Origin of the sequence: Cloacibacterium sp. TD35 (assembly GCF_028864635.1) — a bacterium.
Lineage (GTDB): Bacteria > Bacteroidota > Bacteroidia > Flavobacteriales > Weeksellaceae > Cloacibacterium.
The window spans coordinates 2,127,411-2,140,998 of record NZ_CP104850.1; the positions used below are offsets into that span (position 1 = coordinate 2,127,411).

At 35.3% G+C, this 13,588-nt stretch carries 11 protein-coding genes and 1 tRNA gene; 3 read left to right on the forward strand and 9 right to left on the reverse strand.

What is annotated here, in order from left to right:
* Positions 1–110 precede the first annotated feature (110 nt).
* Positions 111–1,100 carry an IS110 family transposase gene (locus N7277_RS09840; RefSeq protein ID WP_274779201.1) on the forward strand — a complete coding sequence of 330 codons (990 nt, stop codon included), beginning with the start codon at positions 111–113 and terminating at the stop codon, positions 1,098–1,100.
* 132 nt (positions 1,101–1,232) lie between these two features.
* On the opposite strand, the gene N7277_RS09845 is transcribed toward N7277_RS09840, so the two are convergent.
* The 8 genes from N7277_RS09845 to amaB all read right to left on the reverse strand — a co-directional run bounded on the left by N7277_RS09845 (position 1,233) and on the right by amaB (position 11,409).
* Positions 1,233–3,086 (reverse strand): DNA topoisomerase 3, encoded by a 1,854-nt coding sequence (locus tag N7277_RS09845; protein WP_274779379.1) that lies wholly within the window; start codon positions 3,084–3,086, stop codon positions 1,233–1,235.
* Positions 3,087–3,306: 220 nt separating this feature from the next.
* Positions 3,307–3,380 (reverse strand) — tRNA-Ala (locus tag N7277_RS09850).
* Positions 3,381–3,394: 14 nt separating this feature from the next.
* Positions 3,395–3,628, reverse strand: coding sequence for a putative signal transducing protein (locus tag N7277_RS09855; protein ID WP_104792545.1), 234 nt, complete (start codon positions 3,626–3,628; stop codon positions 3,395–3,397).
* A gap of 30 nt (positions 3,629–3,658) precedes the next feature.
* Positions 3,659–4,927, reverse strand: a complete 1,269-nt coding sequence (locus N7277_RS09860; protein WP_274779380.1) for an amidohydrolase family protein — start codon at positions 4,925–4,927, stop codon at positions 3,659–3,661.
* 12 nt (positions 4,928–4,939) lie between these two features.
* Positions 4,940–7,906: an amidohydrolase family protein gene (locus N7277_RS09865; protein ID WP_274779381.1), complete on the reverse strand. Its 2,967-nt coding sequence runs from the start codon at positions 7,904–7,906 to the stop codon at positions 4,940–4,942.
* Between the two features lie 132 nt (positions 7,907–8,038).
* Positions 8,039–9,376 (reverse strand): L-lysine 6-transaminase, encoded by a 1,338-nt coding sequence (gene lat / locus N7277_RS09870; protein ID WP_274779382.1) that lies wholly within the window; start codon positions 9,374–9,376, stop codon positions 8,039–8,041.
* A 63-nt stretch (positions 9,377–9,439) separates the two neighbouring features.
* Positions 9,440–9,793, reverse strand: a complete 354-nt coding sequence (locus N7277_RS09875; RefSeq protein ID WP_274779383.1) for a four helix bundle protein — start codon at positions 9,791–9,793, stop codon at positions 9,440–9,442.
* A 62-nt stretch (positions 9,794–9,855) separates the two neighbouring features.
* Positions 9,856–11,409 (reverse strand): L-piperidine-6-carboxylate dehydrogenase, encoded by a 1,554-nt coding sequence (gene amaB / locus N7277_RS09880; RefSeq protein ID WP_274779384.1) that lies wholly within the window; start codon positions 11,407–11,409, stop codon positions 9,856–9,858.
* Between the two features lie 251 nt (positions 11,410–11,660).
* On the opposite strand from amaB, the gene serB reads away from it, so the two are divergent.
* Together serB and N7277_RS09890 are read left to right on the forward strand one after the other, a co-directional pair.
* On the forward strand, positions 11,661–12,863 hold the full coding sequence (gene serB / locus N7277_RS09885; protein WP_274779385.1) for a phosphoserine phosphatase SerB: 1,203 nt from the start codon (positions 11,661–11,663) through the stop codon (positions 12,861–12,863).
* 23 nt (positions 12,864–12,886) lie between these two features.
* Positions 12,887–13,027: a hypothetical protein gene (locus N7277_RS09890; RefSeq protein ID WP_164467601.1), complete on the forward strand. Its 141-nt coding sequence runs from the start codon at positions 12,887–12,889 to the stop codon at positions 13,025–13,027.
* On the opposite strand, the gene N7277_RS09895 is transcribed toward N7277_RS09890, so the two are convergent.
* Positions 13,028–13,555 carry a GNAT family N-acetyltransferase gene (locus N7277_RS09895; RefSeq protein WP_274779386.1) on the reverse strand — a complete coding sequence of 176 codons (528 nt, stop codon included), beginning with the start codon at positions 13,553–13,555 and terminating at the stop codon, positions 13,028–13,030.
* Positions 13,556–13,588: the final 33 nt, after the last annotated feature.

A 13,588-nucleotide genomic window follows, 5' to 3' on the forward strand; every position in this document is an offset into this window, starting at 1 on the left:
TTAGCGCCTTTTAGGTTCTTGAACCATTTAGAATTTTAAGTTTCTAGACTTAGTAATAGCGTTAGTTAGAACCTTGCTGGAAATCAGAATGACCTTTCAATTGTAAATTTATGAAAAATCTATTTATTGGAATTGATATTTCCAAAGAGGTATTTGATTATTGTGCTATTGATGAGCAAAACCAAATAATCATCAATAAACAAGTTGCCCCAAATTCCAAAGATGGAATTGAAAAATTTTGTCAAAAACTTGACCAATTAAAAGAGTATTCTATCTGGATTGCCATGGAACACACTGGGCATTATGGAAGTTTACTATGTTATGAGTTCTCTATTCGTCAACTTTGTTATTCCTTAATCAATCCTTTAGAAATGAAACATGCTACTGGAATTAGCAGAGGAAAAACTGATGCAGTAGATGCTTGGAGAATCGCAAGTTATGCTTTAGCTAATAAACATAAACTAAAACCATACATATTACCAGCAAAAGAACTTAGAAAACTCAAAATATTAATGAGTTCTAGAGAACGTTTGGTTAAAGTCCATGTACAAATGAAAAACGGTTTAAAAAGCTTAGAAATAGAAGCAAAAATAATCTCTCTAAAGTCTCACACTCAAGAAATGGAGCGAATCATTCTTCAAATAGAAAAATCTATATTGTCTACGGAAAAACAAATGAGAGAAATTATTATACAAAACGATGAATTGAAAAACAACTTTCAGAAAATAACTTCTGTTATTGGTGTAGGAGAGATTACTGCTATAAAATGCATTCTTGAAACGGATAATTTTACCAAATTCAACAACCCAAGAAAGTTCAGTTGTCACTGCGGTTTAGCCCCTTTTAAATATCAATCTGGAAGCAGTATTAGAGGGAAAACTAAAACAAGTTCGCTCTGTGACAAATCCCTTAAAAGCATCCTTTTTAAAGCTGCTTGCTCAGCTATACAGCATGACCCTCAACTGAAAAATTATTACTTAAGAAAAACTTCTGAGGGAAAACACAAATTATCTGTAATAAACGCTGTAGCAAGTAAAATTGTGCTAAGAATTTTTGCCGTATCTAAAAGAAAACAAAATTTTGTAAAACTTTTTAACTAAACTCTTGTTTTTATCTTAGAATGCTCAGCCACCAATTAAAGTTATGAAGTTATGAGGTGATAAGGTTATGAGGTGATTAAAGGCCATTAAAAAAATGGCTTCGACAGGCTCAGCCACCGGAATTCGACAGGCTCAGTCACCAGGATTGGTGTCTTTTTTCTTTTTGGATTTGGTTTTGGTGGATTTTTCTTCTTGAAAAGAGATGACTTTTCCTTTGCTGTCGATGACTTTTTTGGTGAGTTGGGTTACCATTTCGATGAGTTCTTCTTTGAATTTTTGTGCCTCGTATTCGCCTTTTTCAATTTTTCTGAGTTTTTGTTCCCACTCTCCTGTTAGTTCGGCACTTTTTAATAATTCATCTTCTATGGTATCAATTAAATCAATACCCGTTTGAGTCGCGAAAAGATTTTTCCTTTTCTTTTCGATGTATTTTCTTTTAAAAAGTGTTTCTATGATGTTTGCTCTGGTAGAAGGTCTACCGATGCCGTTGTTTTTCAAAAGTTCACGCAGTTCTTCGTCTTCCACTTGTCTTCCTGCGGTTTCCATGGCTCTTAGCAATGTAGCTTCTGTGTATGGTTTTGGCGGAGAAGTTCTTCCCTGATGCACGAAAGGTTCGTGTTCGCCTTTTTCGCCTACTGTAAATTCGGGAATAAGTTGTTCTTCGTTTTTTTCTTCTTTTTCAGCCGTTTCTTTTTGGTCTTTGGCATAGACTAAACGCCAACCTGGCTCGAGAATTTGTTTTCCCGATGCTTTGAAATTGATGGTTCCTACCTGACCTTCTACCAAAGTATTGGAAATTTTACATTCTGGATAAAAAACCGCTATAAAACGCTTTGCCACCAAATCATAGACTAATTTTTCTTCTCTGGTCAAATTGGAAGTTGGCGGAATTTCCGTAGGAATAATTGCATGGTGGTCTGTGACTTTGGCATCATCAAAAACGGCTTTTGACATTGGAATTGGCGCTTCTAAAAGAGGAGCTGTTAAGTCTGAATAAAAATTCATGCTTCTGAGAATTCCAGAAATTTTTGGATATAAGTTCTCCGAAAGGTAGGTGGTATCTACTCTAGGATAAGTGGTGTGTTTTTTTTCGTAGAGGCTTTGGATATAATTCAGCGTGCTTTCTGCTGAAAATCCGTATTTTTTATTGGCTTCTACCTGAAGTCCAGTTAAGTCGAACAATCGTGGATTTTTTTCTTTTCCTTCTTTGATTTCAAAAGCTATGATTTCAAAAAGATTTTGTTTGAGATATTCCAAACCTTTTTCTGCTCTTTCTGCCGATTGTAAACGGTCAATTGCCGCAGTGAAAACCACTTCTCGGTATTTGGTTTTGAGTTCCCAATAGTCTTTTTGCACGAAGGCGTCTATTTCTTTCTGACGTTTCACGAGCATTGCCAAAGTAGGTGTTTGCACTCTCCCAATGGATAAAACGGCTTTGTTTCCGCCAAATTTTTTGGTGAATAAACGGGTGGCATTGATTCCTAAAAGCCAATCTCCTATTGCTCTGGCGTTACCTGCTAAGTAGAGATTTTTGTAATCTTCGGCAGATTTTAATTTTTCAAAACCTTCTTTTATGGCATCTTCCGTCAAAGAAGAAATCCAGAGTCTTTTTACGGGTTTATCACATTTGGCTTTTTGTAAAACCCATCGCTGAATGAGTTCTCCTTCTTGACCAGCATCCCCACAATTGATGACCTCCTCACATTCTTTGACCAAAGATTCAATAACTTTGAACTGTCTTTCAACTCCAGTATTGTTGATTAATTTAATTCCGAAATTTTTAGGAATTATGGGCAGTAAGAAGAGATTCCATGCTTTGTATTCGGGTGCGTAATCGTGAGGTTCTTTCAAGGTGCACAGATGTCCAAAAGTCCACGTTACGCAGTAACCATTGCCTTCCATATAGCCACTTTTAGGAGTGATGGCTCCCAAAACTTTAGCGATATCTCTTGCTACACTTGGTTTTTCAGCAATACAAAGTTTCATGATTGAATTCTAAAAGGGCTGCAAAAATGCATTTTTTTTATTTTAAAAAAGAAATAAATTTACAAAAATATGCTTTAAGGAATGCGTTTTGAAAGTTAAATAATATACCTTTTCGGGTATAAAAATAGATTTAATTGCATAGATTATATCTTTTCGGGTACAAAATTTATTATAAACTAAAAAACACTTACAAAATTGCAAGTGTTTTACCGTTTATTTGTGGAGAATATGGGACTCGAACCCACCACCTTTAGACTGCCAGTCTAACGCTCTAGCCAGATGAGCTAATTCCCCATAAAAAAGAAAACTTAGTTTTCTTTTTCTGCCAAATAATGGTCTATAATTTCAAAAGCTTTTTGCTCGTCATGAATGTTTACCTCTAGTTTTAAAGCGGTAGCGGTAGGTGTAGAAAGCAAATTATTAAGGTATTTATTGCTCACTGAACAAGCGATTCCTGCATCTTCTAATTTCTTTTTCACGATTTGTATTTGAACCATTTCATCTGCTTCAAATACCGAAACTCTTGGTAATTCTGCTCCCATATTTCTAATTTTAACACAAATTTATAAAAATTACTGATTTAATCGATACTTCTCTTGATATGTTTTGTAAAGTTCTTTCTGCTGATTGTCCAGATTAATTTTTCTACCATCTATGAAGGCTTCAGTAACATTATTGGTCAATTGATCCAGTGCATCGCCCTCAGAAATGAAGAGTGTAGCGCTTTTTCCTACTTCTAAAGTTCCGTAGTTTTTATCAATTCCCAACATTTTGGCTAGGTTAATGGTAATGCTTTGTAAGGCTTTCTCTTTTTCTACACCATACGCAACGGTAGTTCCAGCCAAAAACGGAAGATTTCTAGAATTTTGGTATTCCATATCTCCGCTGTAATCTAACCCGTAGAGAATGCCTTTATCTTGCACCAATTTTGCAAATTCGTAAGGTAATCTAGGAGAATCCGAACTGTTGACCGGCAAGCTGTGAACTCTCTTGATGATGAGTGGGAAATTGCTCTTTTTAATATCATCTAAAACCCCTACCAAATTGCTTTCACCAATCAAAACTACATTTTTAAGGTTTAGTTTATTGGCCCAAGCAATCACTTCTAGCGTTTCATTCGCTCCTGCTACTTCTACAAATAGTTTTCTGTTTTCAAAGACTGGTTTTATAGCATTCAGTTTATAATCTTTCACTTGCTGGTTGTCATATTGCTTTGCTCTCTGAAACAGGGAAGTCAGTTCTTTAATTTTTTCTGTTCTTCTGGTTTGAAATTCTTTATTACGTTTTTCATCGTCTATTCTATAAATTTCAGGCCAAGAAAGATGCAAAACATTATCCGTCGCTACCACCGCATCTTCCCAATTCCAAGCGTCTAGTTGCATGATGGAAGAGGTACAAGACAATGTGCCGTGTTTCAGAACTGGCTGAGTCAATAAAACGCCATTGCTTCTAATCACGGGAATGACATGAGAGTCTGTATTGAAAGAGATGAGCGAACGTACTTCTGGCGAAATATCATTGGCTTCTCTGTAATCTACCGTGGCATTGGTTGCGGAAATTTCTACCAATCCTAATGTATTGTTCACCAAAATAAAACCTGGATATACGTGTTTATTTTGGGCATTGATGACTTCTGCATTGCTCGGAATGCTTCCATTAATCTGGGTGATTTTCCCGTTTTCAAAAACGATAGAAGCATTATTTAAAACCGTTCCTGTAGCGGTGTGAATGGTGGCATTGGTAATCGCAATTGGATTTTTTTGTGCAGGTGCAGGATTTGGTCTTTGTGCCAAAACCATTGCTGAAACCAAAATATATAAAGTGAAAAATATTTTTTTCATGAAATTTAATTTTTAGTGTTGATGAAAATCTTCTTCTAAAGTGTCACAGTGGTACAATTTCTTTTGCTCTGTTTTTACCGATTGGGTATTTCCTTTTTTGGCATCGTCTGAGAATAGCATTTTTTGAATAATTCTGTTTTTCTCGTTCTTCACCATTTCATCTTTTTCGGCTTGTTTTTGTGCATCAAAAATGAGTTTTCCGTCTACAAAAGTTTTGTTTACTGTGGCATAAATACTCAATGGATTGTCCGTCCACAATACCAAATCAGCATCTTTACCTACTTCTATCGTTCCTAATTTATAGTCTAGTTTCAGCATTTTGGCAGGATTCAATGTTACGGTTTTCCAAGCTTCTTCTTGAGAAATGTTTCCGTATTTTACCAATTTACCAGCTTCCTGATTCAGTCTTCTCGCCATTTCGGCATCATCTGAATTGATGGCGGTATTGACTCCAGATTTTAACAAAATCGCAGCATTGTAAGGAATCGCTTCTCTCACTTCTTCTTTATAACCCCACCAATCTGAGAATGTAGAAGCGTTTGCTCCGTGCAATTTCATTTTGTCTGCTACTTTGTAGCCTTCTAAGATGTGTGTGAATGTGTTTACTTTGAAATTAAATTTCTCTGCAATTTTCATAAACATGTTGATTTCGCTCTGCACATAAGAGTGACACGTGATGTAGCGTTTAGATTTTAAAATTTCTAAATGCGTTTCCAGTCTTAAATCTTTTCTGTAATTTTTATTGGTCAGTTTTTCTTTTTCGTATTCGAGAGCTCTGGTGAACCAAAAATCAAATGCCTGTTCTACTCCACCTCTCGACTGAGGAAAACGATTAGGATTATTGCCCCAATTAGACTGTTTCACGTTTTCTCCCAAAGCAAATTTGATGAACTGAGGTGCATTTGGGAACTTCATATTTTCGGCATTTTCTCCCCAAGCAAATTTCACAATGGAAGACTGTCCGCCAATTGGATTTGCAGAACCGTGTAATTGTTGTGCCGAAGTTACACCTCCTACAATTTGTCTGTAGAAATTCACATCATCAGGATTGATTACATCGCTCATTCTCACCTCCGCAGAAGAATTGCTTCCCGCTTCATTTACGCCTCTAGAAAGTCCGATATGCGTGTGTTCATCAATAATTCCGTTGGTTAAGTGTAAATTGGTTCCATCAATTTCTTCAGCGTTTCCTTTGCTTAATTGACTTCCAACTTCTACGATTTTTCCTTTAGAAATTTTGACATCGTAATTTTTTACAATTCCTTTTGAGGTATTGGTCCAAACCGTAGCATTTCTAATGATATAGTCTTTTTGAGTCGGTACATTTTCGCTTCCAAAAGCTGCAAAAGGATACCAAATTTTACCGATTTCTTTTGGCGTTTCTTCTTCTTTTTTGGTTTCAGCTTCATTATTTTTTACAAAGGTGATGCTGTAAGGCACTTTGTTTCCTTGTTTGTTCAGGGCAAAACCATTGGTATTTTTATAGTCTGCTAGCGGATAAAGAATTCTGTAATTCTGTACAGAATCTTTCGGTAAAACCAGTTCCAGAGCCATTTTATAGTCGCTCACGTTTAATTTTACTTTTCCGTCTTTTTTCTCCTGACTTACTTTGGCTTCAGGCTTCAGAAGAGAGCCTGCAATTTTTAAATCATAGTTCTGATTGTTGATGGTGAGTTGATACACTCCTCTAATGTCTTGGTCTAACAATTTATTTACCACGAAATTTTTACCTGCCACCCAATTTTCTTGTAAAACGGCATCTTTGCTGAATAAATCTTCTGTAAATAATAAGAAATTGGCATAACTTCCTTTTCTTAAATTCCCCAAATTTGCTTCAGATTTTACAATTTTTGCAGGATTTTCGGTCAAAGATTTCAGAATTGCTTCTTTAGACAAACCATTTTTATAGAGTTCTCTAATTTTTCCTAAGAATGAAGATTTGTCTTTCAACTTGTTCATCGTGAAGGCAAAGTCTACATTTTCTTTTTGAAGAAATAGGGCATTATAAGGCGCTAATTCCCAATGCTTTAATTCAGCAACATTGGCATTTTCCACATCTAAAGCATCATTAATCTGATACGGTTTCGGATATTCTAATGGCAATAAGAAGAAACCGCCTGTAGATTTCATTTCTTTGGCTCTTTGGTATTCATTTCCAGAACCCATGAAAACGAATTGTTGTAGGGCTTCGTCCCCAATTTTATCCGCTCTTAAAACGTCCCATTTTTCGGTAGTTTCTATGATGGTTGGTAATTTTTTATATTGATTGAATGCTTCTAAATTTAGATTTTTCTCTACTGCATTTCCTCCTTTTTCATACCAATCTGCATCTAAATAAAACTGTCTCAACAAGGCAATAGAACCCGCCAAAGAAGTAGGATAAGACTGTCTAGAACTGCCTTTGTCAAAAGAAAGCATGAGTGCAGCATCTTCTTTGATGATTTTTTCTGCAGGTTTTCCGTTTCCTAAATTGTACAGCACCGCAGAACCTCTCACGATTCCATCCTGGTTGAAACTTAATACCGTACCGAAGCCTTGATTTAAGTATTCTTCGTAATCTTTTCCTTGATTGGTGAATTGATCAACTGCTCTAGAATAGGCTTTTACAGCATCATTATACGCTGCTGCAGAAGCGGTATTTGGAAGATAGATGCTTTTGGAATCTGCTTGTTTCGCTTCAGATTTTTCTACGCCAATATTGGTATACAAATCAATAAAAGATGGATAGACAAACTTTCCTTTTCCATCAATTACCACTGCATTTTTAGGGATTGCCACTTTACCTGACTCTACCACTTTGCCGTTCTGAATCACCAAAACAGCATCTGTAATAACCGTTTTGTAATCCTGATACAAGGTAATGTTTTTAATTGCATAAATGCTTTGGTCTTTGGCAGAGGTATCATTTTGCCAATACCCTAACTGTGCTTGCATCCAACTGAAAAGAACGCAAGAAAAGAGAATAAATACTTTCTTCATATCAATAATAATGAACTATTTTTAGATTTTCTAAAAATAGGAATATTTTTTGAAATGAAAAGAAGATTAAAAAAAATCGCCCAATTATAAAAAATTGAACGATTGTGAGAAATATAATAAATGTTAATAGTTTTAGTAGTTTGATGCAATTTTTTCTATTTTATCCAAGGCAAATTGCAGGCCTTCTTGCGTCACATTCAGGTGCGGACGGAATCTGATAGATTTTTCGCCGCAAATGAGCACAATTACGTGTTCTTCAAAAAGTCTTTCTTGGAAATCTGCTCTTGCTTTTCCATCTGGTAAATCAAAAGCACACATTAATCCTCTTCCTCTTGCATTAGAAATCAGGTGTGGAAACTTCTCTTGAAGTTTTTGTAAACCTTCCAATAAAAACTCACCTTGTTTCTGCACATTTTCCAAAAGATTTTCTTTTTCGATGATTTCTAAAACCAATTGGAATCTTAGCATATCGATGAAATTTCCTCCGAAAGTAGAGTTGATTCTAGAACTTTCAGCAAAAACGTGGTGTTCTACCTCATCTAGCTTGGTTTTACTTGCTAAAATACCACAAACCTGTGCTTTTTTCCCGAAAGAAATCACGTCTGGAACTACGCTGTAATTTTGGAACGCCCACATTTTACCTGTAATCCCGATTCCTGTTTGTACCTCATCAAAAATGAGCAGCATTTCGTTTTCGTCACAGATTCTACGCAATTCTCTTAAAAATTCATCACGGAAATGATTATCTCCACCTTCTGCTTGAATGGTTTCTATAATGATACAAGCTGCTTTATCTTGATTAGACAAAATGGCTTCTTCAATCTGTACCAAAGCTAATTGTTCATTCTTGATGGTTTCCTGTAAATTTTCTTCGGTGATTGGGAAATGCAATTTCGGATTGATGATTCTTGGCCAATCAAACAATGGAAAATATTGGTATTTTCTTGGGTCGTTGGTATTGGTTAAACTCAGTGTATAACCACTTCTTCCATGGAAAGCCTGTTTAAAGTGAATTGCTACAGAACCTTCTGTTTTACTTCCTTTGAGCCAATTTTTTCTGGTTTTCCAGTCGAAAGCTGTTTTCAAAGCATTTTCTACAGCTAGAGCTCCTCCTTCTACAAAGAAACAATACGGCAATTCTTCTGGAATCGCTACTCTGCTAAAGGTTTCTACAAAATCGGCATATTCCTGCAAATACACGTCAGACATGGTAGGTTTGTAGACAGCCATTTTGCCTAACCAAGCAGATTTCCCTACGATATAAGGATGATTATAACCCACCGAAGCAGAACCGAACATAGAAAACATATCCAGAAATTCTGTTCCTGTTAAACGGTCATGAATCCAAGAGCCATGAGATTTTTCGTAATCCATAACGAAATCAAAACCATCTGCTAAAATATGTTTTCCTAAAGTTGCTTTTACCTTATTGCTTACAACTTCGTGGCTTAATTCTATTGTTTTGTTCATAATTTTTATTTTAGATGTGAGATACTAGAATCAAGAGCCGAGATTCTAGATTCTAGATTTTGGTTATTTGTTAAGAGTATTTTTAAAACTATAAATCATCTTTTGAATTTCTATGGTATCATTTATTAATTCTAATGCTTTTTCCTCTTTTAAAATTTCCAATTCTTTGATAAGAATTAATTGTGTTTGTAATTCAAAAGCAGAACCTAGAGAAATTGCAAGAAAATGAGAAAACTCTTTATTGCTATTTCTTCCTGAACCTTCTGCAATATTTGAAGGAATTGATACAGAAGCTCTTTTCATTTGTGAAATCAAGCCAAATTTTTCATCAGAAGAAATTTCTGTAGAAACTAAATAAATCTTTTTAGCAAGCTCAATAGATTTTTTCCAAAAATTTAACTTTTCAAAATGATGCATAATTTATTCTTGATTCTTGGTTCTTGGTTCTTGATTCTTGATTCTAAGCTCTTATATCAATTCTATAAATCAAACTTAATTCCTTGTGCTAAAGGTAGATTAGTAGTGTAATTAATGGTATTGGTTTGTCTTCTCATATAGACTTTCCAAGCGTCTGAACCAGACTCTCTACCGCCGCCAGTTTCTTTTTCGCCACCAAAAGCACCACCAATTTCTGCACCAGAAGTTCCGATGTTTACATTGGCAATTCCACAGTCTGAACCTGCATGAGAAAGGAATTTTTCTGCTTCTCTTAAATTATTGGTCATAATCGCAGAAGATAAACCCTGCATTACTCCATTCTGTATTTCGATAGCATTTTCTACTTCTCCTGAATATTTTAACAGATATAAAATTGGTGCGAAAGTTTCGTGCTGTACAATTTCAAAATGGTTTTCGGCTTCTGCAATGGCTGGTTTTACATAGCAACCGCTTTCGTAACCTTTTCCTTTTAAAACACCGCCTTCTACAATCAATTTACCACCTTCTTTTTTCACTTTTTTCAATGCCTCTTCGTACATTTTCACTGCATCTGCATCGATAAGCGGACCTACGTGATTATTCTGATCAAGAGGATTTCCTATTTTTAATTGTCCGTAAGCTGCTACAATAGCATCTTTTACTTTATCATAAATGCTTTCGTGAATGATGAGTCTTCTGGTAGAAGTACAACGTTGACCTGCTGTACCTACCGCTCCGAAAACCGCCCCAATTACCGTCATTTTAATGTCTGCATCTGGTGTTACGATAATCGCATTGTTTCCTCCTAATTCCAGAAGTGATTTTCCTAATCTAGCTGCTACATTTTGGGCAACAATTTTTCCCATTCTAGTAGAACCTGTTGCAGAAATTAGAGGAACTCTAGTATCATTTGCCATTAAATCCCCAATTTCAGCATCTCCGATGACTAGATTTGAAATCCCTAAAGGAAGATTATTCTCTTGAAGCACTTCGGTGATGATATTTTGACAAGCAATTCCGCACAATGGTGTTTTTTCTGAAGGTTTCCACACGCAAACATCTCCACAAATCCAAGCTAACGCTGTGTTCCAAGACCAAACTGCTACTGGAAAATTGAATGCAGAGATAATCCCTACAATTCCTAATGGATGATACTGGTCGTACATTCTGTGACCTGGGCGCTCTGAATGCATGGTAAAACCATTTAACTGACGAGATAAACCTACTGCAAAATCACAGATATCTATCATTTCCTGAACTTCGCCAAGACCTTCCTGTAGCGATTTCCCCATTTCGTATGAAACCAATTTTCCTAAATCTTCTTTATGCTTTCTGAGCTTTTCGCCAAACTGTCTCACGATTTCTCCACGTTTTGGAGCTGGCATCAGCCTGAATTCTTTGAATGCTTTTTCTGCTTCTGCGATTACTTTTTCGTAGTCTTTTTTAGAAGTAGAAGTGACTTTAGCAATTAAGTTTCCATCTACTGGTGAGTAACTTTCTATCACTTTTCCTGTAGCAAACCATTTTCCTCCAGTAGAAGTGCCTTTATTCTCTGCTTTAATTCCTAAATTTTTTAAAACTTTTTCAATCCCGAAATCTTTATTTTTCTTTGACATTATGTTGAATTTGAATTTTGGTAAATATATCAAATTTTAAAGAATCAATAAAAAAAATCGCATTTTGTTAAATATTTTTCAAAATTAAAGGTTAAATAAATTTATTTTTTACAATAAAAGAATTTGAAAGATAAAATATCTATTATATTAAAAATTTCAGAAAAGAAAATGAAAGTTAGTGAAAGGGATTTTTGCAGAAATTGTGTATTTTTGGGCAAAGAATTGCTATGACCAAACATGAAATTGTATTAATGAGTATTACCGGAGAAGACAAACCCGGGGTAACCTCATCTCTCACTGAAATTTTAAGTAAACACAATGCAACGATTCTAGATATTGGTCAGGCAAACATTCATCAATCCCTTTCCCTAGGCATTTTGTTTCGATTAGACCCACAAATGCAAGGCAATATTCTAAAAGACTTGCTTTTTAAATCATACGAACTCGGTGTACAAGCCAAATTTACACCTATAGAAAGAGAAGATTATGACCAATGGGTTTCTAGACAAGGTAAAGAAAGTTATGTGATTACCGTTCTTGGCCAAAAAATAGAAGCCAACCAATTGGCTCACGTAACGAAAGTTATTGCAGAGCAAGGATTAAACATAGACACCATTAAAAGGTTGACGGGAAGAATTCCGCTAGATTCTGAAGACGATAGTCAAAACAGGTCTTGTATAGAATTTTCGGTGCGTGGAACTCCTCAAAATGTGAATTTGATTCACGAAAAATTTGTGACTTTAAGTGGAGCATTAGACATTGATATTTCTTTCCAAAAAGATAATATTTACCGCAGAAACAGACGATTAATCTGTTTTGATATGGATTCTACGCTCATTAAAACTGAAGTTATCGATGAATTGGCAGAAAGAGCTGGAGCTGGTGAAGAAGTAAGAGCCATCACCGAAGCAGCAATGCGTGGTGAAATAGATTTTAGCGAAAGTTTTAAAAAACGTGTTTCTCTTTTGGAAGGTTTAGAGGAATCTGTATTGCAAGAAATTGCAGAAAATCTTCCGATTATGGATGGTGCAGACAGACTGATGCATATTTTAAAAAAATGTGGTTATAAAATTGCTATTCTATCGGGTGGGTTTACCTTTTTCGGGAAATATCTTAAAAAACGTTTTGGGGTAGATTATTTATACGCCAACGAATTAGAAATAAAAGACGGAAAACTTACGGGGAAACATCTTGGAGATATTGTAGACGGAAACAGAAAAGCAGAACTTTTGAAATTTTTGGCTCAAGTAGAAAATATAGAATTAGATCAAGTGATTGCTGTAGGAGACGGTGCCAATGATTTACCGATGCTGAACATTGCTGGTTTAGGAATTGCCTTTCACGCCAAACCAAAGGTTAAAGAAAATGCCAGACAATCTATCTCTTCAATAGGTTTAGACGGGGTTTTATACTTTTTAGGATTTAGAGACAAACATATCAACGAAGATTTTTAACATTTTAATTAAAAAATATATTCATGGAAGAAAAAAAGACTCCAAAATGGAAAACCCTTCTTAAAAAATACGGTTGGCTAGGCATTTTATTTTTCTCAGTAAAAGGTACGCTTTCTCTTATTGCGATAATATGGGGTGCCAATGCTCTAAAAGGCTGTATGTAACTATTTCCAGTTTTCTTTTTTAATCCAATATTCTACGTTTTGTTTGGTAGATTCGCCGTGATACGCTACCATTACTTCGCCTTTCAATTCGGCTCCTAATTTTTCCATGGCTTTTCTTGAACGCCAATTTTCTGCGCCTACATGAAACTTCACCAAATCTACATACTGGAAAATGTAATCTAGCATCATTTTTTTTACAATAGGATTCAACTGACCTCCCCAAAATTTTCTACCATAAAAAGTATAGCCTATAAAAATAGAGTTTTCATCTTCGTCATAACTGTAAAATCTGGTACTTCCAGCCACTTCATTGCTTACTTTATCAATGATTATAAAAGCGCCTTCAGAAATAAGGGCTCCATCAAAAAAATTTCTAAAAATATCTCTTTGAAAACGGTTTTTATTCGGATGCTGTTCCCAAACCAAAGGGTCTGAAGCTACTTGATACAATCTTTCGAAATCTGATTCCTGAAGCGGAATCAATCTTACTTTATTCGTTTCTAAAATGGGTTGTATGCTGAAATCCATGACTTTATTTTTAACAAATGTAATAAAAAAGGC